The sequence below is a fragment of the Streptomyces anulatus genome, assembly GCF_000721175.1.
GTDB classification, from domain to species: domain Bacteria; phylum Actinomycetota; class Actinomycetes; order Streptomycetales; family Streptomycetaceae; genus Streptomyces; species Streptomyces anulatus_C.
Genome location: NZ_JOEZ01000015.1, coordinates 54,954 through 77,163 on the forward strand (window position 1 = coordinate 54,954; position 22,210 = coordinate 77,163).

The 22,210-nt window shown below is 73.2% G+C and carries 23 protein-coding genes; 16 read left to right on the top strand and 7 right to left on the bottom strand.

All coding sequences use genetic code 11. The annotated features are described in order from the left end of the window. Window positions 1-263: 263 nt before the first annotated feature. The 4 genes from IG90_RS0117520 to IG90_RS0117535 all read right to left on the bottom strand — a co-directional run bounded on the left by IG90_RS0117520 (window position 264) and on the right by IG90_RS0117535 (window position 3,732). A complete protein-coding gene (locus tag IG90_RS0117520; protein ID WP_030584855.1) occupies window positions 264-842 on the bottom strand; it encodes a cysteine hydrolase family protein in 579 nt (192 codons plus the stop codon). Between the two features lie 131 nt (window positions 843-973). Continuing rightward, window positions 974-2,023, bottom strand: coding sequence for a polyprenyl synthetase family protein (locus tag IG90_RS0117525; RefSeq protein WP_030584859.1), 1,050 nt, complete (start codon window positions 2,021-2,023; stop codon window positions 974-976). After that, complete coding sequence (locus IG90_RS0117530; protein WP_030584862.1) at window positions 2,020-3,078, bottom strand: tetratricopeptide repeat protein; 1,059 nt, start codon at window positions 3,076-3,078, stop codon at window positions 2,020-2,022. Before IG90_RS0117530 ends, IG90_RS0117525 begins: the two co-directional genes overlap by 4 nt. Window positions 3,079-3,198: 120 nt before the next feature. Beyond that, entirely contained in the window at window positions 3,199-3,732 is a 534-nt protein-coding gene (locus IG90_RS0117535) for a VOC family protein (RefSeq protein WP_063739486.1), read from the bottom strand. 67 nt (window positions 3,733-3,799) lie between these two features. Here IG90_RS0117535 and IG90_RS0117540 point away from each other — a divergent pair, with 67 nt between their 5' ends. From IG90_RS0117540 to IG90_RS0117550, 3 genes are read left to right on the top strand one after another with little or no spacing between them, the layout of a single operon-like run. Beyond that, window positions 3,800-4,477, top strand: coding sequence for an ABC transporter permease (locus IG90_RS0117540; RefSeq protein ID WP_030584869.1), 678 nt, complete (start codon window positions 3,800-3,802; stop codon window positions 4,475-4,477). Between the two features lie 25 nt (window positions 4,478-4,502). Next, the gene (locus tag IG90_RS0117545; RefSeq protein ID WP_030584872.1) at window positions 4,503-5,174 is read left to right on the top strand and encodes an ABC transporter permease; all 672 of its coding nucleotides are present in this window, start codon (window positions 4,503-4,505) and stop codon (window positions 5,172-5,174) included. Then, entirely contained in the window at window positions 5,171-6,121 is a 951-nt protein-coding gene (locus IG90_RS0117550) for an ABC transporter substrate-binding protein (protein ID WP_030584875.1), read from the top strand. The genes IG90_RS0117545 and IG90_RS0117550 overlap by 4 nt, the downstream gene beginning before the upstream one ends. A gap of 13 nt (window positions 6,122-6,134) precedes the next feature. Here the strand turns inward: IG90_RS0117550 and IG90_RS0117555 are convergent, their stop codons facing one another. Continuing rightward, a complete protein-coding gene (locus tag IG90_RS0117555; RefSeq protein ID WP_030584878.1) occupies window positions 6,135-7,049 on the bottom strand; it encodes a nitroreductase/quinone reductase family protein in 915 nt (304 codons plus the stop codon). 324 nt (window positions 7,050-7,373) lie between these two features. On the opposite strand from IG90_RS0117555, the gene IG90_RS0117560 reads away from it, so the two are divergent. Next, complete coding sequence (locus IG90_RS0117560; RefSeq protein ID WP_051860112.1) at window positions 7,374-7,679, top strand: DUF2087 domain-containing protein; 306 nt, start codon at window positions 7,374-7,376, stop codon at window positions 7,677-7,679. A 198-nt stretch (window positions 7,680-7,877) separates the two neighbouring features. On the opposite strand, the gene IG90_RS0117565 is transcribed toward IG90_RS0117560, so the two are convergent. After that, window positions 7,878-9,041: an ATP-binding cassette domain-containing protein gene (locus IG90_RS0117565; RefSeq protein ID WP_030584884.1), complete on the bottom strand. Its 1,164-nt coding sequence runs from the start codon at window positions 9,039-9,041 to the stop codon at window positions 7,878-7,880. Between the two features lie 146 nt (window positions 9,042-9,187). Here IG90_RS0117565 and IG90_RS0117570 point away from each other — a divergent pair, with 146 nt between their 5' ends. Next, window positions 9,188-10,483 carry an alpha/beta fold hydrolase gene (locus IG90_RS0117570; protein ID WP_030584886.1) on the top strand — a complete coding sequence of 432 codons (1,296 nt, stop codon included), beginning with the start codon at window positions 9,188-9,190 and terminating at the stop codon, window positions 10,481-10,483. Between the two features lie 92 nt (window positions 10,484-10,575). On the opposite strand, the gene IG90_RS0117575 is transcribed toward IG90_RS0117570, so the two are convergent. Continuing rightward, complete coding sequence (locus IG90_RS0117575) at window positions 10,576-11,148, bottom strand: rhodanese-like domain-containing protein (RefSeq protein WP_030584889.1); 573 nt, start codon at window positions 11,146-11,148, stop codon at window positions 10,576-10,578. Window positions 11,149-11,372: 224 nt separating this feature from the next. Here IG90_RS0117575 and IG90_RS0117580 point away from each other — a divergent pair, with 224 nt between their 5' ends. From IG90_RS0117580 to IG90_RS0117630, 11 genes are all read left to right on the top strand, one after another. After that, window positions 11,373-12,107, top strand: a complete 735-nt coding sequence (locus IG90_RS0117580; RefSeq protein ID WP_030584892.1) for a PIG-L deacetylase family protein — start codon at window positions 11,373-11,375, stop codon at window positions 12,105-12,107. 40 nt (window positions 12,108-12,147) lie between these two features. After that, window positions 12,148-12,747 (top strand): helix-turn-helix domain-containing protein, encoded by a 600-nt coding sequence (locus IG90_RS0117585; RefSeq protein ID WP_030584895.1) that lies wholly within the window; start codon window positions 12,148-12,150, stop codon window positions 12,745-12,747. A 147-nt stretch (window positions 12,748-12,894) separates the two neighbouring features. Continuing rightward, the gene (locus IG90_RS0117590; RefSeq protein WP_030584898.1) at window positions 12,895-13,860 is read left to right on the top strand and encodes an NADPH:quinone oxidoreductase family protein; all 966 of its coding nucleotides are present in this window, start codon (window positions 12,895-12,897) and stop codon (window positions 13,858-13,860) included. Further along, window positions 13,857-15,050 (top strand): acyl-CoA dehydrogenase family protein, encoded by a 1,194-nt coding sequence (locus IG90_RS0117595; RefSeq protein ID WP_030584902.1) that lies wholly within the window; start codon window positions 13,857-13,859, stop codon window positions 15,048-15,050. The genes IG90_RS0117590 and IG90_RS0117595 overlap by 4 nt, the downstream gene beginning before the upstream one ends. Further along, the gene (locus IG90_RS0117600) at window positions 15,047-16,165 is read left to right on the top strand and encodes an acyl-CoA dehydrogenase family protein (protein WP_030584905.1); all 1,119 of its coding nucleotides are present in this window, start codon (window positions 15,047-15,049) and stop codon (window positions 16,163-16,165) included. Before IG90_RS0117595 ends, IG90_RS0117600 begins: the two co-directional genes overlap by 4 nt. A gap of 145 nt (window positions 16,166-16,310) precedes the next feature. Next, window positions 16,311-16,826 carry a hypothetical protein gene (locus tag IG90_RS0117605; protein WP_030584908.1) on the top strand — a complete coding sequence of 172 codons (516 nt, stop codon included), beginning with the start codon at window positions 16,311-16,313 and terminating at the stop codon, window positions 16,824-16,826. A gap of 158 nt (window positions 16,827-16,984) precedes the next feature. Further along, window positions 16,985-18,592 carry an ABC transporter substrate-binding protein gene (locus IG90_RS0117610; RefSeq protein WP_030584911.1) on the top strand — a complete coding sequence of 536 codons (1,608 nt, stop codon included), beginning with the start codon at window positions 16,985-16,987 and terminating at the stop codon, window positions 18,590-18,592. 23 nt (window positions 18,593-18,615) lie between these two features. Next, on the top strand, window positions 18,616-19,581 hold the full coding sequence (locus IG90_RS0117615; RefSeq protein WP_030584914.1) for an ABC transporter permease: 966 nt from the start codon (window positions 18,616-18,618) through the stop codon (window positions 19,579-19,581). Next, window positions 19,574-20,431 (top strand): ABC transporter permease, encoded by an 858-nt coding sequence (locus IG90_RS0117620; protein ID WP_030584917.1) that lies wholly within the window; start codon window positions 19,574-19,576, stop codon window positions 20,429-20,431. The genes IG90_RS0117615 and IG90_RS0117620 overlap by 8 nt, the downstream gene beginning before the upstream one ends. Then, window positions 20,428-21,426, top strand: a complete 999-nt coding sequence (locus IG90_RS0117625; protein ID WP_030584920.1) for an ABC transporter ATP-binding protein — start codon at window positions 20,428-20,430, stop codon at window positions 21,424-21,426. Before IG90_RS0117620 ends, IG90_RS0117625 begins: the two co-directional genes overlap by 4 nt. Next, window positions 21,419-22,108 carry an ABC transporter ATP-binding protein gene (locus tag IG90_RS0117630; RefSeq protein ID WP_030584923.1) on the top strand — a complete coding sequence of 230 codons (690 nt, stop codon included), beginning with the start codon at window positions 21,419-21,421 and terminating at the stop codon, window positions 22,106-22,108. Before IG90_RS0117625 ends, IG90_RS0117630 begins: the two co-directional genes overlap by 8 nt. Window positions 22,109-22,210 lie beyond the last annotated feature (102 nt).

The following is a 22,210-nucleotide window of genomic DNA, read 5'->3' on the forward strand; positions in this document are numbered from 1 at the left end:
ATGTGGCGAAATCGTGCGCGTGACTCGCTCATACGACCACAGGGGGATTACGCCTGTCGGGGGGCCGTTCGAGTGGTCGCGCAACAGGCCGGCGCATGGCCGCGAGCCCTTTTCGGGCAAGTGGCGAAAGGGCCTGTGGAGGGCTGCCGCACGGAATGGCGGCGGCGCTCCGTACGGATCCCGCCGGTCATACCGTCACCTTTTTGCGGCGTACCTCGCACCGCCGATCGCCGCACCGGATGGCGTCACCATCTACCGGCCGATCACGCCGTTCCCGCGGTGCTGAAAGTGACGTTCGTGGCCCGCGCCACGAGCTCCACCTCGTCGCCCAGCGCCCATTCCGCGACCCGCGACGCCATCGCCGCAGGGACCACGTCACTGATGTCCGGCGCGGCCGGAATGTCGTACGTGGCGTGGGCGTCGTGCGGCAGGACGACCCGGTAGCCCAGCTCCAGGGCCCGGCGGGCGGTGGCCAGCACACACATCTCCGACATCACCCCGCACACGGCGAGCGACCGGACGCCCGCCGCCGTCAGCTCGGCCTCCAGCGACGTCCCCTCGAAACCGTCGTCCTCGCTCTTGCGGATCACGGTCTCGGCCGGGCCGGTGCGCACGGGCAGGTGCAGCTCCCATCCGGGCGTCCCCGGCTCGTCGGGCTCCCCGGCCGGGCCGTCGTTCTGCAGATGCACGACGAGCGCCCCGGCCTCCCGGGCCCGCCCGACCAGATCCGTCACCCGGTCCAGCAGCCGGGGCGCGTCGGGCACGGCGGCGTCACCCGCGACGAACGCCGACTGGACGTCGATGACGAGCAGCGCCGGGACGGGGGCGGGGAGGGCGGTCATACCGGGGGAGTCCTTACGTCGTCACAGGCGCGGATACGCGGGCGAACGCCCTGGGGGGAGCGCCTCGCGGAGCCCATCGTGCCCGAGGACGGATCGGGGCCGCCCGCCGTTTTCCGGCGGGCGGCCCCGGGTCAGCCGGTGCGGTCCACGAGGTACGGGACCAGCGTCAGCAGATCCGCGCGCGCCTCCTCGGCCAGCGGCACCCGGTCCAGACAGGCGCGGGCCGCGGCCAGGTGCTCCTGCGCCTCGGCGATCGTGGCCCGCCGCCCGCCGGCCTCGTCGATCAGCTCGGCCGCACGGCGCGCCGCCAGGTCGTCGACCGGTCCGGCGGAGGCGAGCAGCGCATCGAGCCGCCGGGCCGCCGGGTGGTCGGCGGACAGGGCCGCGAGCACCGGGTACGTCTTCTTGAGCCGGCGCAGATCGCTGTGCACCGGTTTGCCGGTCACCTGCGGATCGCCCCAGATCCCGAGCAGGTCGTCCACCGCCTGGAACGCCACTCCCACATGCCGCCCCGCCAGGTCCAGCGCCTCGACGGTGCCCGCCGGGGCGCCCGCCAGCACGGCGCCCAGGGCGGCCGCGCAACCGAGCAGGGAGCCCGTCTTGAGGGTCGCCATCGACCGGTACTCGTGCGGCAGGACCGCCCCGGGCCCGGTCCACGGCCGGGACTCGAACAGCAGGTCCTGCGCCTGACCGTGCACCAGATCGCCCAGCGCGCCCGCCAGTTGCCGCACCGCCGCGGGGCCACCCGGCCCCGGAGCCTCCGCCAGCGTGGAGACGGCCAGCGCGAACAGGGCGTCCCCCGCGAGGACCGCCGGGCCGGTGCCGTACGCCTTCCAGAGCGTCGGCCGGCGGCGACGGGTCTCGTCCCCGTCCATGATGTCGTCGTGGATCAGCGAGAAGGTGTGGATCAGCTCGACGGCGACGGCGCCGGGCACCGCCTCCGCCCCGCTGCCGCCCGCGGCCTCCGCGCCGAGCACCGCGAGCGCCTGGCGGACGCCCTTGCCCTGCGATCCGGGCACCGGCTCGCCGCCGGTCCCGCTCCAGCCGAGCGAGAAGGCCGCCGTCTCCGCGTGCCAGGGGTGCAGCCGTCCGACCGACCGCACCAGGGCCGGGCGCACGAGCTCGCGGCACCGGTCCAGTATCTGCGGCGCACTCGCCCGTCGGGTCGTGGAGAGCGTCATCGGCGCTCGTCCCCCCCGGCCGCCACGGCCTGTTCCACGCCGAGTTCGGCGTACGCCTTCTCGACCATCTCCCGGGCGTTCAGCAGTCCGATCCGGCTGAGTCTGCCACGCAGTTCGTCCAGCTCGGCGGCGGTCTCGTCGCGGTCCCGGCCGAGCCTGGCCCGCGCCTTGACCAGTCCGAGCGAGGACAGCGCCTCGCCCCGGGGCTCGTCCATCGCGCGGAACTCGCCGAGCGCCTGCTCGTAGACCGCGCGGGCCTCCTCGTACCGTCCGGCCCGGAACAGCACATTGGCCCGCATCTTGTGGTTGTACGCCAGGGCGCTGGACAGCTTCATCTCACGGCAGGTGACCTCGGCCTCCGAGAGCAGGCCGAGTGCCCGCCCGGTCGCCCCGTCCCGGAGGGAAACGATGTCGGCGATGCCGCGCAGCGCCCAGGCCCGGCCCCGCCGGTCGTCAGCGTCGCCCGCCAGGACGGCCGCCTCCTCGAACATCTCCAGCGCCGTGTCCAGCGAACCGGTGTTGCGGTGGATCTGCGCGATGCCCTCCAGCGCCCAGACGGTGTGCCGGGCCTCGCCCCGGGCGCGGGCCTCGGCCAGCAGTTGTTCGTGCAGCGTCGCGACGGTGGCGTAGTCGCCCTGGATCCGTCCGGTCTCGGCGAGGCCGGCCAGGGAGTAGCCGCGGGCGACCACGTCGCCGCCCTGCTTCCCCAGCTCGGCGGCGAGGCCCAGCAGCCGGAACGCGAGCCGCAGCGCGCCGCGCTGCCGCGCCAGCGTGCCGCCGCTCCACAGCGCCCAGGCCATCGCCCCGGTGTTCCCGGCCGACCGCGCGGCCCGGTAGCTGGCCTTCCAGGCCCGGTCGGCCTCCGCCACCTGCCCGAGCCTGCGGTGCGCCTCGGCCACGGCGAGGCCCGAACGCGCCACCTCCTCCTGCGATCCGGAGAGCTCGGCCTGCCTCAGGTGGCGTACTCCCTCGGCGAGTACGTCGGTGAGGGAGGCGTTCACCGACATCTTGGTGAGAGCTCCCTGGTACTCGGGCGCCAGTGCCTTGGTCTGCATGGGTGCCTTCCGCGCGCTGCCGGGCCCGCACCGGGGCGACTATTCCCTCTGTGTATACACGGAGGGAATAGTCGCCCCGGTCGTACCGGCCCGGATCATGTGGGGGTTGGACGCCGCTCGTCACACGCGGCGAACCGTCCTGTCATGGATCAAGACGGCAGCAGGGCATGGAGGGTTGCTCGCACGGCCCAGGACGTTCCGCTTTCGCTTCCGATCGCGCTCCCGCGTCCGCACGTGTGCCGAAAGCTCCTGTTCGCGCTGTACGGGTACGTGTGCGGTGACTCGTGCGCGTCGGGCGGCTGCCGGCGGCTCGTGCAGGCCGAACGAGGAACCCTGGTCGTCACGGCAGAACCGCGAGCGCCCGAACCGGGCGGCCGACTCCTCGTCGTCGGCCCTGAGGCACTCCTCGTCCACCGTGCCGCCGAGCTCACGGACCTTGGACACGGCAGCGCCCAGGCCGTCGACCCGGAAGAACACGTACGGCCCGGCGCCAAGGTCGCCGCCGTGCCCACCGCCCGGAGTCCCGGGGGCCGTGATCGCGAAGCCGCCGCCGTCCGAGGGGCCGGGCTCGAAGGTCCAGCCGAACAGTCCGCCGTAGTGCTTGGATGAGTGCTCAACCCCTGTGAGCCCGGACGCCACCAGAGCGGTGAGCACTCGCTCAAACACCCCGAACGGCCGCCCCTGACCTGCGACGGCACTGCTGTCGCGCTCGAATGAACAGGTGATGGCGCCTCCGGACGACTGCCTCGCCCGCAACGAGTGGATCTGCGGCGCCTATCTCTCCAGCCGCCGCGAGATCCTCGTGGAGGCGGTGCTCCAGCATCTCCAGCTGACGGCCGCCGCGGTGGCCGTCGCCGTGGTGCTCGCCGTCCCGCCTGCCCTGGCGGCCCGCCGGTGGCGCTGGGCGGCCGGGCCGGTGCTCGGCCTGACGACGATCCTGTACACGATCCCGTCGCTGGCGATGTTCTCGCTCCTGCTGCCGCTGTACGGACTCTCCGCCGCGCTGGTGATCGCGGGGCTCGTCCTCTACTCCCTGACGCTGCTCGTCCGCAACATCCTGGCCGGGCTCCGGGCCGTCCCCGAGGAGACCCGGCAGGCCGCCCGCGGCATGGGGTACGGCCCGCTGCGCCTGGTGCTCGCCGTGGAACTCCCGCTCGCCCTGCCCGCGGCGATGGCCGGGCTGCGCATCGCCACCGTCTCCGCGGTCTCCCTGGTCACCGTCGGGGCGGTCGTCGGCCACGGCGGACTCGGCAACCTCATCTACTCCGGCATGAACACGTACTTCAAGGCCCAGGTGCTCACCGCCTCCGTCCTGTGCGTCGTCATCGCCGTCGCCGCCGACCTGCTGCTCCTGGGAGCGGGCCGCCTGCTGACGCCCTGGACCCGGAGGCGGGCATGAACACGCTCCGGAACGGGAGGTGGCCGTGAACACGCTTTCGGACACCTGGTCCTGGCTCACCACCGCCGCCCACTGGTCCGGCCCCGACGGCGTCTGGAACCGGCTCGGCGAACACCTCTTCCTCACCGTCGTCTGCCTGCTCATCAGCTGCCTGATCGCGCTGCCCGTCGCCCTCGTCCTCGGCCACCTCGGCAAGGGCGGCGCGCTCGCCGTCAACCTCTCCAACATCGGCCGGGCCGTGCCCACCTTCGCCGTGCTGGTCCTGCTGCTGCTCACACCGATCGGGACGTACGGCCAGTGGTCGACGATCATCGCGCTCGTGCTGTTCGCCGTGCCGCCGCTCCTCACCAACGCCTACGTCGGCATGCGCGAGGTCGACCGGGACGTCGTCCGGGCCGCCCGGGGCATGGGCATGACCGGCCGCCAGATGCTGCTGGGCGTGGAACTGCCGCTCGCGCTCCCGCTGATCCTCACCGGCGTGCGCATCGCCGCCGTGCAGCTCGTCGCCACCGCCACCCTCGCCGCGCTGGCCGGCGGCGGGGGCCTGGGCCGGATCATCACCGCGGGCTTCAACCTCGCCGCCACCCCGCAGGTGGTGGCCGGAGCGATCCTCGTGGCGGTCTTCGCCCTCCTCGTCGAAGGCCTCTTCGAGGCAGGGCAGCGCCTCGCGCCCCGGCGCGGACCGGAGACCGCGTGAACCGCGCCCGCCGGAGCCTCGTCGCGCTGCTGCTCCTCGCCGCCACCGCCTGCACCACGGGCCCCAGCCTGGAGAACCAGGGCGAGGTGACCGCACCGCCCGGCGACAGCAGGGAACTCACCGTCGGCTCGGCCGGATTCACCGAGAGCGACCTGCTCGCCCAGATGTACGCCCTGCTCCTGGAGAACGCCGGATACTCCGCCGGCATCATCTCCGTCACCAACCGGGAGATCTACGAACCCGCCCTGGAGAACGGCCAGATCGACGTCGTCGCGGAATACGCGGCGACCTTCGCCGACTGGCTGAACGCCAAGGCCGACGGCGCCGACGCGGCCCCCGTCGGATCGCCCGACCTCGCCGCCACCATGAAGGCGCTCCGGGCGCTGGCCGCCCCGCGCGGGCTGACCGTGCTCGACCCGGGCCGGGCCGTTGACCAGAACGCCTTCGCGGTCACCGCCGCGTACGCGAAGAAGCACGGCCTGAAGACCCTCAGCGACGTCGGCGCCGCGAAGCTTCCCGTACGGCTGGCGGCGGGCGACGAATGCGTCCAGCGGCCCTACTGCGCCCCCGGCCTGCGCGAGACGTACGGCATCGACATCGTCGCCGTCGACCCGAAGGGCGTCGGCACCACCCAGGCGAAGCAGGCGGTGCAGAACGGTCAGGACCAGATGGTGCTGACCACCACGACCGACGCCACGCTGGACCAGTTCGGCCTGGTCCTGCTGGAGGACGACGAGAACCTCCAGAACGCGGACCACGTGGTCCCCGTCGTCAACCGCGCCCGCGCCGGGAGCACCGGGGTGCGCGACGCCCTCGACCGGCTCAACACCGTACTGACCACCACCGACCTGGCATCGATGAACGAACAGGTCGACAGCTGGCGCAGGCTGCCCGAGGACGTCGCGCGCACCTACCTGGAGTCGAAGAAGCTCCTCCCGAAGGACTGAGAGGTCCCCGACCTCAGGAGGCGGTCGCGGCCGGCGCCGCCGGGGGCCAGGGAACATCGGCCAGGAGCGGCAGGATCTGCTCCTCCTCGTAGTCGAGGTGGGCCGTCAGCTCCTCGGTCATCCGGGTCAGTTCGGCGCGGAAGCGGTCCGGCTCCGCGATGGCGACATCGGCCAGCAGGGCGGCGAGCGCCGACTGGAGCTCCCCGATGCGGTGGTGCTCCTCCCGCAGCCGGTCGAAGACGTCCATCAGGTGGGGGTGGTAGCCCTCCATCGTGGGGAACATATGGCTGTCCTCGGCCGTGTGATGGAACTCCAGCGCCTGGCAGAACGCCAGGCAGCGCTGCCGGATCTGCAGCCCGAGAGGTGCCGCGGGCACTTCCCCGGCCCCCTGGTGGGCGGCCCGCGCGGCGAAGTGCGCCTCGGTCTCCGCGTGTACGTGGAGCAGTTGGGCGCGCAGCCAGGTGTGCACCTCCACGAGCTTGCCGGCGAGGGAGGTGATCGCGGGGGACGTCACATCGGGATCGGGGAGTTCGAGGACCACGACCGGCAGCACCCGGTCGGTCGTGTCCTGGTACTCCGCGTAGCCGGGCGCTTCGGCCACCACCCGGGCGAAGAGTTCGTCGCGCCGCTTTCCCTCGGCCGGCACGGCGAGGGTCTGGAACTCCTCGGCCCCCAGCTCGACCCGGACGGTGGGATGGGCGAGGAGATTGCGGTACCAGTCGGGGTCGAGCGGTGCGCCGAGGCTGGAGGCGACGACGAGGAGCCGACGGCCGTCGCGTACGTATCCGAGCGGCGTGGTGTGCGGCTTCCCCGAGCGGGCGCCGGTGGTGGTGAGCAGGAGGAGATCGGAGCCCTCGAAGGGGCCGCCGACCTTCCCCGCGTCGGCGCGGAACTCGGTGATGACGGACTGCTGAAAGGCATGGGGCATGGAGGTCTGGGTCTCCTGGAAGGAATGCGGGCATACGAGGGCCCGGCGTCGCGGAGTGCCCGCGGCGGAGTGTTCAGGGGCGGTGATGCTCAGAGGCAGGGGGCGATGAGTGAGCTCATGACGTCAATCCCTGGAAGAAGGTGCTGGCTTGACCGCCGGCCGGCCCAGATCTCTTTGGCCGACGTCACGCTGCACGTGTCCCATCACAACCCGGGCGGTACAGGTCTGTCAACGTGCGTCTGTCAACGTGCATCTGACAACGCGAGGACGGGCAACGCGGAAAACGCGTTGCCCGTCCTCGGGAAGCCTGCGACGCTTCCGGTCATGCCCACCACGCCTCTCGAAGAGAGTCTCCCGCCGCTGTCGCGGACCCCTCGTACGCACCCGGTGGAGTCGCTCTTCTCGCACGGGCGCCTGGTCGCGATCCCACGCAAGGAAGCCCGGCGGGAACAGCTGCTCGTGCACCTCGCCGACACGCTGTTCGAGCGGGAGCGCTCCTACACCGAGCGCGAGGTGAACGAGGCGCTGCTCACCGTCCACGAGGACTGCTCCGCGCTGCGCCGCTATCTGGTCGTCGCAGGGCTGTTGGTCCGGCCCCGGGACGGCAGCAGCTACCACCGCGGTCGCTGATCGGGGACGGAGACGGTCACGCCGCTGTCGAGCGTGACGGTGGTGGCGGTGGACCTGGGACGGCCTTCCGGTGGAGCGGTGTACGGGTAGCGGTGCGCGTCGCCGCCGGAGTCTTCGGCGTACGACGGTTACTGAGCGTGAACAATGACTGCGCACGCGGGTCATGTGTAACGCGGGCAAGGGGGGGCGGGTCGTCCCCTACGCGTCCGCCACGGAGTCGAACTCCACCTCCTCGCGGCCCACCCCCTGGGCGTCGGCGTCCACCGACCGGCGCAGCGCCTCGTGCAGCTTCGCCGGCGTGAGGACCCCGAGGAACCGGGTCCCGTCCAGCACCGCCACCCACCCCGCGTCGTGCTGGAGCATCTCGCTGAACGCCTGCTTCAGCGGGGCGCCCACCGGGACCCACGCGTCCATCCGGCGGGCCAGACCCTCCACCGTCGCCCCTTCCCCGGCCGACCGCAGCGCGTCCGCCGACACCCAGCCGTGCAGCTCGCCCCCGCCGTTCAGCACCACCGCCCACCGGGCCCCCGCCGCAACCAGCCGGGCCGCCACCTCCCGGGCGGGCTCCTCCAGCAGGGCCACCGGCGGCTCCTCCAGGTCCTCCGGCTCGATAGCGGTGACCGACAGCCGCTTCAGCCCCCGGTCGGAGCCCACGAACCGGGCCACGTACGGGGTCGCCGGGGTGCCGAGCACGGCGGCCGGGGTGTCGAACTGCTCGATGCTCCCCGCCCCGTACACCGCGATCCGGTCGCCCATCCGCACCGCCTCCTCGATGTCGTGCGTCACCAGGAGGACCGTCTTGCGCACCCGCTGCTGGAGGGCCAGGAACTCGTGTCGCAGCCGCTCCCGCACCACCGGGTCCACCGCCCCGAACGGCTCGTCCATCAGCAGCACCGGCGGATCCGCCGCGAGCGCCCGCGCCACGCCCACCCGCTGGCGCTGGCCGCCGGAGAGCTGCGCCGGATAGCGCGATCCGTACGTCTTCGGGTCCAGGCCCACCAGGTCCAGCAGCTCCGCCGCCCGCTCCCGGGCCCGTGCGCGCTTCCAGCCGACCAGCGCCGGCACGGTCGCGGTGTTGTCCAGGACGGTTCGGTGCGGGAAGAGGCCCACCTGCTGGATCACGTAGCCGATCCGGCGGCGCAGCTTCACCGGATCGATCCCGGCGACGTCCTCACCGCCCACCAGGATCCGGCCCGAGGTCGGCTCGATCAGCCGGTTCACCATCATCATCGTGGTCGTCTTGCCGCAGCCGGAAGGCCCCACCAGGGTCACCAGCTCGCCCTCCGCCACCTCGAAGGACAGCCCGTCGACCGCCGTCGTCCCGTCCGGATAGACCTTGCCGACCTCTTCGAACCGGATCATGCCTGCACGGTAGGAGTGACCCGGCCGCCGCGCACACGGGCCGGGACCGTCCGGGGCACGGGCCCCTCGGCCGTTCGCGGGGAGGGCATGTGCTGAACTGGCCCTTTCGCCCGGATCAGCCCGCACCCCGGATTCAGGAGTTCCCCGTGAGCAGTTACCGGCAGCCCGGCGTCGTCCTCACCGACCGGCGCTTCACCGTGCCCCTCGACCACAGCGACCCCGGCGGCGAGCAGATCGAGGTCTACGGCCGGGAAGCGGTCGCCGCTTCCCGGGCCGGTGAGGAACTGCCCTGGCTGGTCTACCTGGAGGGCGGCCCCGGCTTCGGCGCGCGCCGCTTCGTCGGCACCGAGGCCTGGCTCGGCCGGGCCCTGCGCGACCACCGGGTGCTCCTCCTCGACCAGCGCGGGACCGGACTCTCCACCCCGGCCAACCGGCAGACCCTCCCGGTGCGCGGCGGCCCGCGCGAGCAGGCCGACTACCTCGCCCACTTCCGTTCCGACTCCATCGTCCGCGACTGCGAACTGATCCGGCCGCAGCTCACCGGCGGAGCGCCCTGGACGGTCCTGGGCCAGTCCTTCGGCGGCTTCTGCGCCGTCCGCTATCTGTCCTCGGCGCCCGAGGGCCTCGCGGCGGTCCTCATCACCGGCGGACTGCCCTCGCTGGACGCGCACGCGGACGACGTCTACCGGGCCGCGTACCCGCGCATCGAACGGAAGGTCGCCGCTCACTACGCCCGCTACCCCCAGGACGTCGAGCGTGCCCGCGCCATCGCCGCGTACCTCGCCGAACACCGGCCCGAGAGCGCCGGGCACCGGCTGACGCCCGAGGGCTTCCAGTCCCTCGGCATCATGCTCGGCTCCGGCAGCGGCAGCCACCAGCTCCACTACCTGCTGGAGAACGCCTTCGTCCGCACCCCGCACGGCACCGAACTCTCCGACGCCTTCCAGGAAGCGATGCGCACCGCCGCCTCCTTTGCCGGACACCCGCTGTACGCCCTGCTGCACGAGGCCATCTACGGGCAGGGCGAGCGCGCCACGGCCTGGGCCGCGACACGCGTACGGGCCGAGTTCCCGCAGTTCGACGCGGCGGCGGCACTGGCGGGCGACGGCCCCGTCCTCTTCACGGGCGAGACCATCCACCCCTGGCACTTCGACGTCGACCCGGCGCTGCGCCCACTGCGCGAGACCGCCGAACTGCTCGCCCGGCGCACCGACTGGCCCGTGCTCTACGACCCCGAGCGGCTCGCCGCCAACGAGGTCCCGGTCGCGGCGGCCGTCTACCACGACGACATGTACGTCGACACCGAGGACTCGCTGCGCACGGCGGCGGCGATCCGGGGGCTGCGGACCTGGGTGACGAACGAGTACGAGCACGACGGGCTGCGCGCCGGCGGTCCCCGGGTCCTGGACCGGCTGCTGGCGCTGGTGCGCGACGAGGCCTGACCGGCCGGGTCCGTGCGCCCGCCCCGGGGCCGGCACCGGTCTCCGCGCCCGCCCCGGGGCCGGCCGGTCGCGGGCCGGCCGGCCCCGCCGGATCAGCGCTGCAGCTCCTCCAGCGTGGCGTGCAGGTCGCCGGTGGCCCGCGGGGCCCGGTTGTACGGCAGCTTCGAGAGGGCCGCGGCCATCCCGCAGGTGTTGCTGACCGCCGAGTACACCAGGCCCGTGCCGATGCCCGCCGACAGCCAGCGCGCCGCCGGGAAGCGGATACCCGCCACGAGCCCCGCCACCACGAGCGAGCCCGCCGCGAGCCGTACCTGACGCTCCATGGGCCAGGTGGTGCGCGCACCCTCGGGCCGGTCCAGGCCCCGGCCGTCGCCCTCCCACGCCGACGTCCCACCGGTCAGCGTCACAGCCTCGATGTCCGCGCCCGCGAGGATCTCGCAGGCCCGCGTGGACCGGACCCCGGAAGCGCACACCACCAGCAGGGAACCGCGGGCGGAGGCGGACTTGAGCGCGGGCAGCGCGGCCGGCAGCTTGTCGAGCGGGATGTTCAGGGCGCCGGGGACGTGCCCGGCGGCGTACTCGCCCGGAGCCCGTACGTCGATGACGGTGAACTCCTCCAGACGGGCTGCGGCCTGGGCGGGGGAGAGGGATGCGGGGCTGGGCACGGGCGGGTTTCCTTTCGTTCGCCGGGGCGGCGGGTGGGAGGAGGTCCCTTCCACCCGACTCGGACAGGCCGGGTCGGGCCGCGTTCGCGGCGGTCGCCACCGGGCTCCAGCCTCGCATGCCGGGGGCGGCCGACGGGCCCCGGCCGGTCAAGCCCCGCGCTTCGGCCGCTATGACCGTACGCGGACAGCCTGCCGCCATGACTGTACGTGGGTAGCCTGCCGGTATGACGTCGCAGCGACTCGAACCCATGCCCGTCGACTGGCAGCGCGCCCTGGCCGTGGTCGCCCACCCCGACGACCTGGAGTACGGGGCGGCCGCCGCCGTGGCCGAGTGGACCGACGGCGGCCGCGAGGTCGTCTACCTCCTCGCCAGCCGCGGCGAGGCCGGGATCGACACCCTGCCGCCCGAGGAGTGCGCCCCGGTGCGCGAGCGGGAGCAGCGGGCGAGCGCCGCCGTCGTCGGCGTGCGGACCGTGGAGTTCCTGGACCACCGCGACGGGGTGATCGAGTACGGCACCGGGCTGCGCCGCGACATCGCCGCGGCCATCCGCCGCCACCGCCCAGAGCTGGTGGTCACCCTCAACCACCGGGACACCTGGGGCCAGGTCGCCTGGAACACCCCCGACCACCGCGCGGTCGGGCGCGCCACGCTGGACGCCGTCGCCGACGCGGGCAACCGCTGGATCTTCCCGGAACTCGGCGAGCGGGGGCTCCAGCCGTGGGACGGGGTGCGCTGGACCGCGGTGGCGGGCAGCGACCGGCCCACCCACGCGGTCGATGCGACGGCCGGTCTCGAACGCTCCGTCCGGTCGCTGCTGGAACACCGCACGTACATCGAGGCGCTGACCCAGGAGGATCCGGAGCGGTACTGCCGGACCTTCCTGACGGGCATGGTGGAGGCCGCCGCCGAGCAGTTCGGCGGCCGGCCGGCGGTCGCCTTCGAGGTCTTCGCTCACTGACCGTATTGACAAACCGGCTTGCCGATTCTGCAATGGCCGCATGAAGGAACACGACCGGGACGACCCGGAACTGGAGACCGTCCTCTCCGGGGTCGGCCCCCGCCTGCGCCGACTGCGCAAGGACCGCGGAGTCACCCTCGCCGCACTCTCGGCCGCCACCGGCATCTCCGTCTCCACGCTCTCCCGGCTGGAGTCCGGCGGCCGTCGCCCCAGCCTCGAACTGATGCTGCCGATCGCCCGCGCCCACGAGGTGCCGCTCGACGACCTCGTGGGCGCCACGCCGGTCGGCGATCCCCGGGTGCGGGCCAAGCCGATCGTGCAGCACGGCCGTACCATGCTGCCGCTGACCGCCAGGCCGGGCGGCCTCCAGGCCTACAAACTGATCCAGGAGCCCGGCAGCGGCGGCCCGCAGGAGCAGCGCACCCACGAGGGGTACGAGTGGCTGTTCGTGCTCTCCGGAAAGCTGCGGCTGCTGCTCGCCGAACACGATCTGGTGCTGGAGCCGGGGGAGGCCGCCGAGTTCGACACCCGGCTGCCGCACTGGTTCGGCCCGGCCGAGGACGAGACGGTGGAGTTCCTCAGCCTGTTCGGCCCGCAGGGCGAGCGCATGCACGTGAGGGCGAAGCCGAAGCGCGGCTGAGGCCCATGGGGTGCGGGCCGGGTGTTCCCAGATCGGCAAGCGACCGCTTAGTATGCGGCGCAGCAGTGGTAGCGCGAGCAGTGGTCGCGAGCAGTGGAATGCCGACCGCGGCAGCGGTTGACGCCGACAGTGTTGTGGAGGCCCCTCATGCAGGCATGGCGAGTGCACCGGAACGGCGAGCCGGGCGAGGTGATGCGGCTGGAGGAGACGGACCGGCCCACGCCCGGCGACGGGCAGGTGCTCGTCGAGGTCCGCGCGGCGAACGTCAACTTCCCCGACGCCCTGCTCTGCCGCGGCCAGTACCAGGTGCGGCCGCCGCTGCCGTTCACCCCGGGCGTCGAGGTGTGCGGCACGACCGAGGACGGCCGGCGGGTCCTCGCCACCCCGGCCCTGCCGCACGGCGGTTTCGCCGACCACGTCGTCGCGGACGAGGCGGCCCTGCTGCCCGCCCCCGACGCACTGGACGACGCCGAAGCCGCCGCTCTCCACATCGGCTACCAGACGGGCTGGTTCGGCCTGCACCGCCGCGCCCGCCTCCAGCCCGGCGAGACCCTCCTCGTCCACGCGGCGGCCGGCGGCGTCGGCAGCGCGGCCGTCCAGCTCGGCAGGGCGGCGGGCGCGAAGGTCATCGGCGTCGTCGGCGGCCCGGAGAAGGCCGCCGTCGCCCGGGAGCTCGGCTGCGACCTGGTCGTCGACCGGCGGAGCGAGGACATCGTCGCCGCCGTGAAGGAAGCCACCGGGGGGCGCGGCGCGGACGTCGTCTACGACCCGGTCGGCGGCGACGCGTACGCCAAGTCCGTCAAGTGCATCGCCTTCGAGGGGCGCATCCTCGTCGTCGGCTTCGCCAGCGGCGTCATCCCCACCCCGGGTCTCAACCACGCCCTGGTGAAGAACTACTCCGTCGTCGGACTGCACTGGGGCCTCTACAACACCAAGGACCCGGCGGCCGTCCGCGCCTGCCACGACGAGCTGACCGAGCTGGCCGAGCAAGGCATCGTCAAACCCCTGGTCAGTGAGCGTGTCGCGATGGCCGGGGCGGCCGACGCCGTCCAGCGCGTCGCCGACGGCACCAGCACCGGCCGCATCGTCGTCCTGCCCGGAGGCGCCCGATGAGCCCCGCAGTCGACGCCGCCGAGGTCCGCCGCCGCACCCGCGAGCTGCTCGCCGCGCACCCGCCCGCCACCACCGGCCGCACCGAGTTCCTCAAGGCCCGCTTCGACGCCGGCCTCGCCTGGGTCCACTACCCGGTGGGCCTCGGCGGACTCGACGCGCCCCGCTCCCTCCAGCAGGCCGTCGACGCCGAACTCGCCGCCGCCGACGCGCCCGACAACGACCCGCGCCGCATCGGCATCGGCCTCGGCATGGCCGCGCCCACCGTCCTCGGCTTCGGCACCGACGAGCAGAAGCAGCGCTTCCTGCGCCCGCTGTGGGTGGGTGAGGAGGTCTGGTGCCAGCTGTTCAGCGAACCCGGTGCCGGATCCGACCTCGCGGCCCTCGCCACCCGGGCCGTCCAGGACGAGGCCGGAGACTGGATCGTCGACGGCCAGAAGGTCTGGACGTCCAGCGCCCACCTGGCCCGTTGGGCGATCCTCATCGCCCGCACCGACCCGGACCTGCCCAAGCACCGGGGCATCAGCTACTTCATCTGCGACATGACCGACCCCGGCGTCGAGGTCCGGCCGCTGCGCCAGATCACCGGGGAGGCCGAGTTCAACGAGGTCTTCCTCACCGGCGTCCGCATTCCCGACAGTCATCGCCTCGGCCCCGTCGGCGAGGGCTGGAAGGTCGCCCAGACCACGCTGATGAACGAGCGCGTCTCCATCGGCGGCTCCCGCATCCCGCGCGAGGGCGGCATGATCGGCCCGGTCTCGACGACCTGGCGCGAACGCCCCGGACTGCGCACCCCCGACACCCACCAGCGCCTGTTGGCTCTCTGGGTGGAGGCCGAGGTCGCCCGGCTCACCGGCGAGCGGCTGCGCCAGCAGCTCGTCGCCGGACAGCCCGGCCCCGAGGGCTCGGGCATGAAGCTCGCCTTCGCCCGGCTCAACCAGGAGATCAGCGGCCTGGAAGTCGAACTGCTCGGCGACGAAGGCCTGTTGTACGGCGACTGGACCATGAGCCGTCCCGAGCTGGTCGACTTCACCGGACGGGACGCCGGCTACCGCTATCTGCGCTCCAAGGGCAACTCCATCGAGGGCGGCACCAGCGAGGTCCTGCTGAACATCGTGGCCGAGCGCGTCCTCGGCCTGCCCTCCGAACCCCGCAACGACAAGGACGTCGCCTGGAAGGACCTGAGCCGATGACCGCGCCCACCCAGCCCCCCGCCACCCCCGACCTGCTCTACTCGCGGGACGAGGAGGACCTGCGCTCCGCCGTACGCGCCCTCCTCGCCGACCGGGCCGACGCGCCGACGGTGATCGCCGCGACCGAGTCCGACACGCCGTACGACCCGCGGCTGTGGGCCTCGCTCGCCGGCGGCATCGGCGCGGCCGGACTCCTCGTGCCGGAGAAGCTCGGCGGCCAGGGGGCGTCCCACCGCGAGGCCGCCGTGGTCCTGGAGGAGCTGGGCCGCAGCGTCGCCCCCGCCCCGTACCTGACCAGCTCCGTCGTGGCCACCGAGACCCTGCTCGCGCTGGGCGGGGAGGACGGACCGGCCGCCGCGCTCCTGCGCGAGCTGGCCTCGGGCGAGCGTACGGCCGTGCTCGCCGTGCCCTTCGCGACCCCGCCCGCCGGGGCCGACGCGGCCCTCACGTCGCTGGACGGGACCGTGCGCGGCGTCGCCGACGCGGCGGTGGCCGACGTGCTGCTGGTGCCGACCGCCGAGGGCCTGTACGCGGTCGAGGCCTCGGGCCCCGGCGTCACCGTGGACGCGCTCGTCCCGCTCGACCTGACTCGCCCGCTCGCCGCCGTCACCCTGACCGGGGCGGCCGGGACCCTGCTCGCCGACGCGGAGGCGAGCGACGGCGCCGTACGGCGCGGACTGCTCGCCGGAGCCGGACTGCTCGCCTCCGAACAGCTCGGCCTCGCCGAGTGGTGCCTGACCGAGGCCGTGCGGTACACCCGCGAACGCCACCAGTTCAACCGGCCGGTCGGCTCGTTCCAGTCGCTCAAGCACCGGATGGCGCAGCTCTGGCTGGAGGTGGTATCGGCCCGCGCCGCCGCCCGGAACGCCGCCGACGCGCTGGCCACCGACAGCCCCGACGCCCCGCTCGCGGTCGCGGTGGCCCAGGCGTACTGCTCGGGCGTCGCGGTCCACGCCGCCGAGGAGTGCGTCCAGCTGCACGGCGGGATCGGCATGACCTGGGAACACCCCGCGCACCTGTATCTGAAGCGCGCCAAGGCCGACTCGATCGCGTACGGCACGGCGGGCAGCCATCGTCAGGCCGTCGCGGAGCTGGCGGAGCTGCCGGCCCCGTAGCGCTCGATCGCCTTCGTTCGCACCGGTCCGCTCGTCCATTCCGGTGGTGTGCGCGTGCCGGGCGATCCGTTCCGCCCCGGTGGGCGTTTGTCCGTGGGGCGCGCGTGCGCTCGGGGGCACGACGGACAAGGGTGTGAGGCAGGCGATGACGGACATGGATCGCAGGAGCGTACTGCAGCTGACCTCGGCGGCGACCATCGCCGGGGGACTGGTCGTGGGGGCGGGCGGGGCCGCCCACGCGGCGCGAAAGGCGGCCCGCCGGGTCGTCCTGACCGGCAGGCGCACGGGCGCGAACATCCCGGACGTCCTCACGGCCGGCGTCCCGTACTTCGTCCGGTACGACCTGTCGGACGCGCAGGGCGACAGCGTGGGCACCGAGAACGCGCACTGCCTGCCTGTCGCCGTGGGTCTGGACGGCTCGTTCGTCCTGGCGACGCTGGTCCTGAGCCTCGACGACGGCCTGATCACGGCTGCCACGGCCTTCCAGCGGCCGCTTCCCGCCGTGACCGAGTCCCCGGTGAACGCCCAGCCGTGGTCCCACGTCTTCGCGATCACCGGAGGGACCGCAGCCTATGCAGGCGCGGCCGGCTCGATCACGATCGACCACCGGACGAGGGACGAGGACGTGCTCACCATCGACCTGGCCGACGCTTCACTGTAGGCGGGCGGGGCCGGACCCCTGAGAGGCCATCCCCTGCCGTACCGGCCCCGGTGCACTCGTCTCGCCTGTCGAGGCGGGGTGTACCGGGGTCCTTTACGTGCTGTTTAATTGCACACTGCTCGCAATAACAGCCGATCTTCAACAGGGATGTGCAGAGTATGACGGCCCGATCGATACGGGTGGCGGTCGCCGCCACGCTGGCGACCGCCCTGTCCCTGACCGCGGCAGCCTGCTCGAACCCGGACAGCGCAAAGAGCGGCTCCGGGACCGGAACCACCTCGGCGGTCGTCGCCATCGCCTACGAGCCCGACAGCCTGAGCCCGCTGCTCGGCTACGGCAAGGACGGCAACTCCAAGATCTTCGACGGACTGCTCGCCCTGGACGCGGACATGAAGCTCCGCCCCGCCCTCGCCGCCGAGCTCCCCGAGGTCAGCGACGACGGCCTGACGTACACGTACAAGCTGCGCACGGGCGTGAAGTTCAGCGACGGAAAGGCGTTCGGCGCCAAGGACGTCGTCTTCACCTACCGCACCATCCTCGACGAGAGGACCAACAACGCCTCCCGCACCGAGCTGGACGCCGTCGAGGACGTCACGGCGAAGGGCGAGGACACGGTCGTCTTCACCCTCAAGTACCCCTACGCGCCCTTCGCCCAGCGAACCGTCCTGCCCATCGCCCCCGAGCACATCGCGGGCAGGCAGGACGTCAACACCGGCGCCTTCACCACCCGCCCCATCGGCACCGGGCCCTACGTCCTCACCAAGTGGTCCAAGGGCGAGAAACTCAGCTTCACCGCCAACCCCCACTACTGGGGCGGCGAACCCGAGGTGAAGAAGTTCACCATGGCGATCATCAAGGACGACGACGTGCGCGCCACCCGGCTGCGCTCCGGCGACCTCGACGGCGCGATCCTGCCGCCCAACCTCGCCAAGGGCTTCGCGGACGACCAGGGCAAGAAGACGTACGCCGCCACCACCTACGACTACCGCACGGTGACCCTCCCGACCCACAACAAGGTCGCCGGCGACACCGCCGTACGCCGCGCCCTCGACATCGCGGTCGACCGCGAGACCATGGTCGACGCCATCCTCAACGGCGCGGGCAAGCCCGCCTACGGGCCCGTCCCCACCGACAGCGAGTGGTTCACCCAGGGCACCGAGCGCCCCCACGACCTCGCCGCCGCGAAGAAGATCCTGGACGAGGCCGGATGGAAGCCCGGCAAGGACGGCGTCCGGGTCAAGGACGGCCTGCGGGCCGCCTTCCCGCTCTGGTACCTCAGCGGCGACAAGCTCCGCCAGGAGCACGCCCTCGCCTACGCCTCCGACGCCAAGAAGGCGGGCATCGACATCCGCACCGAGGCCGGTACCTGGGAGGTCATCCAGCCCCGGATGAAGCACGACGCCGTCCTCGCGGGCGGCGGCTCTCCCGCCGACCCGGACTTCGACCAGTACACCCTGCTGAAGTCCTCCCTCGCGGGCGACGGCTTCAACAACATGGCCTGGTACGACGACGAGGCCGTGGACACCGCGATCGAGTCGGGCCGCAGGAGTGGTGACAAGGCCGAGCGCAAGAAGGCGTACGACACCGTCCAGCGCGAGCTGGTGAAGAACCCGGGCTACACCTTCCTCACCCACATCGACCACCTCTACGTCGTCGACGACCGCTTCGGCTCCCTCACCACCCAGGTCGAGCCGCACGACCACGGGCTGGCCTCCGGCCCCTGGTGGAACGTCGAGAAGTGGAAGACCGGGAGCGCGGGCAAGTGACCCACCGCCTCCCCTGGGGGCCGATGGCGCGGATGGCGGGACGGCGGGCCCTGTTCGCCGTCCCCGTCCTCGGCGTCGTCACCTTCGGCGTCTTCGCCGTCGCCGCGGCGTCCCCCTTCGACCCGGTCAAGGCCTACGCGGGCACCGCCGGACTCACCGCATCGCAGGAGAACCTCGACCAGCTGCGGGCCAACCTCGGCGTCGACCAGCCGCTCGTCGCCCGTTGGTGGGACTGGCTGACCTCCGCGTTCCAGGGCGATCTCGGCGACTCCAGCGTGATGCGCCAGCCGGTCGCCGACGTCATCGCGGAACGCATGGGCTGGTCCGTCCTGCTCGCCGCCACGGCCTTCCTCGTCGCGATCCTGCTCGGCACCGGCCTCGGCGTCCTCGCCGCCCGCAGGCCCGGCGGCTGGCTCGACCGGTGCGTCAGCTCCGCCGCGTACACGCTGGAAGCCGCCCCCGCCTTCTGGCTCGGGCTGCTCGCCATCTGGTTCTTCGCCCTGAAGCTGGACGTCCTCCCGGCCGGCGGACTCACCGACGCCGCCAGCGACGTCGTCACCTTCGGCCAGGTCGCCTCGCACCTGGTGCTTCCCGCGGCGGTCCTCGGCATCTCCCAGCTGCCGTGGTTCTTCCTGTACGTACGCCAAGGCGTCGCCGACGCCCTCGCCGAGGACCCGGTCCGCGGCGCCCGCGCCCGAGGGCTCAGCGAGCGCACCGTGCTCCTCGGCCACGCCCTGCGGTCCGGGATGCTGCCGATGCTCACCCTGATCGGCTCCCGCGTCCCCGAACTCATCACCGGGGCGCTGCTCGTCGAGACGGTCTTCAGCTGGCCCGGCATCGCCGCCGCCACCGTCCAGGCCGCGACCTCGGTGGACTTCTCCCTGCTCGCCGCGCTCACGGTGCTCGCCACCGCCGCCGTCCTGCTCGGCAACCTGCTCTCCGACCTCCTCTACGGACTCGCCGACCCCCGGGTGGCCTTCGATGGCTGAGACCACGCTCGCCCTCCCCGGCCGCACCACCCGCCGCGTCCGGATCGTCACCTCGGCCACGATCGTCGTCACCGTCGCGCTCGCCGTCCTCGTCGTGCCGCCGCTGGCCCAGCTCGACCAGCAGGCCGTCGACCTGGCCAACAAACTCGACCCGCCGTCCTGGGCCCACCCGTTCGGCACCGACGACGTCGGGCGCGACCTCCTGCTGCGCTGCGTCTACGGCCTGCGCGTCTCGCTGCTCGTCGGCCTCGTCGCCGCCCTCACCGCCACCGTCATCGGTACCGCGATCGGCGCGCTCGCCGGGGCGTTCGGCGGCTGGACGGACCGGGTCGTGATGCGGGTCGTCGACGCCCTGTCCTCCGTGCCGCACCTGCTGCTCGGCATCTTCATCGTCGCGATGTTCCGGCCCGGCGTCTGGCCGGTGATCGTCTCGGTCGCCCTGACGCACTGGCTGTCCACCGCCCGGATCGTCCGCTCGGAGGTGCTCTCGCTGCGCTCGCGCCCCTTCATCGACGCGGCCGTCTCCGGCGGCGCCTCCCGCACCCGGGTCATCGTGCGGCACCTGCTGCCCGGTGTGCTCCCACAGGCGGGTCTGGCGGCGGTGCTGATGGTGCCGCACGCGATGTGGCACGAGTCCGCGCTCTCCTTCCTCGGGCTCGGGCTCCCGGCCCATCAGGCGAGCCTCGGTAACCTCGTCCAGTCCGCGCGCGGTTCGCTGCTCGCGGGGGACTGGTGGCCGACGCTCTTCCCCGGCCTCTTCCTGATCATCCCGACCCTCGCACTCGCGGGGCTCGCCGGAGCCTGGCGCGACCGGATCAACCCGCGCCGGAAATCGGAGCTGATGCTGTGACCGACGCCCGCGAGAACACCGGTGTGCCCGTCCTCGATGTCCGAGACCTCTCCGTCCGCTTCCGGATGCGCGGTGGCCGGGACATCGCCGCCGTCACCGACGCCCGCTTCTCCGTCGCACCGGGGGAGTGCCTGGCCCTGGTCGGCGAGAGCGGCTGCGGCAAGTCCGTCCTGGCCTCCGCCCTGCTCGGACTGCTGCCCGCCAACGCGACCACCACCGGCAGCGCGGTGCTCGGCGGGGACACGGACCTGCTCACCGCCGACGAGCGCACCCTCGCCCGCACGGTACGGGGACGGCGCATCGGCCTCGTACCGCAGAGCCCCGCCGCCCACCTCACCCCCGTGCGCACCGTCCGGTCCCAGCTGGAGGAGAGCCTGCGCGAGCTGACCGGGGTGCGGGGGAGCGTCCTGCGCGAGGCCGCTGTGGTGGCGGCGGCCCGCGCCTCGTTCCCCGACGGCCACCTCGACCGCTACCCGCACGAGCTGTCCGGCGGCCTCGCCCAGCGCGCCGCGACCGCCCTCGCCCTGATCGGCGACGCCCCGCTGCTGCTCGCCGACGAACCGACCACCGGACTCGACCGGGACCTCGTCGAGCGGACGGTGGACGAACTGCGCCGGCACACCGACGAGGGCCGGGCGCTGCTGATCATCACCCACGACCTGGCCGCCGCCGAACGCATCGCCGACCGGGTCGCCGTCATGTACGCCGGCCGGATCGTCGAGATCGCCGGCGCCCCGCGCTTCTTCGGCGCACCCGGCCCCCGCCACCCGTACGCCAAGGGCCTGCTGGACGCCCTGCCCGAGCGGGACTTCGCCCCGATCCCCGGGATGCCGCCGGAGCTGGGTGCGCTGCCCGACGGCTGTGCCTTCGCCGCCCGCTGCGCGTACGCCGACGCCCGCTGCACCGGCGAACGGCCGGCCTTCGCTGCGGACCTGGCCTGCCACCACGCGCTGACCGGCCGGACGCACCCCCTCAAGGAGGCCGCCGATGCTTGAGCTGACCCGGATCACCGCCGGATACGACCGCCGCGACCCCGTCGTCCGCGATGTCTCCCTGCACGTCGCGGCGGGCGAGGCGGTCGGGCTGCTGGGCCCCAGCGGCTGCGGCAAGTCCACCCTGGCCAGGGTCGCCGCCCTCCTGCACCGCCCGGACGCCGGCACCATGACCCTGGACGGCACGGTGATACGCGGCTGGCGGCACCGGGCCCCGCGCGAGCAGCGCACCGCGGTCGGCGTCGTCTTCCAGCAGCCCCGGCTCTCCGCCGACCCCCGGCTCAGCCTGCGCGAACTGATCGCCCAGCCGCTGCGGTCCACCGGGCGCCGCCGGGAGGTCCCCGGGCGGGTGGCGGAGCTGGCCCAACTGGTCGGCCTCTCCGAGGAACTGCTGGAACGCCGCCCGCACGCGGTGAGTGACGGCCAGCTCCAGCGCGCCTGTCTGGCACGGGCCCTGGTGCTGGAGCCCCGGCTCCTGATCTGCGACGAGATGACCGCGATGCTCGACGCGTCCACGACGGCGGCTCTGGTCGCCGTGGTCGAGCGCTACCGCTCCGAGTCCGGGGCCGCCCTGCTGGCCGTCGGCCACGACCGGGTGCTGCTGGAGCGCTGGTGCGACCGTACGGTGCGCTGGGGCGAGCGGAACGCCGGACCCGCGGAACGCGAACGCGTCGCGGCGGGCTGAGCACCTCACGCGCACCGGGAGCGCCCCCGCGAGCGGAGGCGGCGAACAGCGGATGCGGCGCGGTCGACCGGAAGGCGACGCTCGCGCCAACTCTTGGCAGGT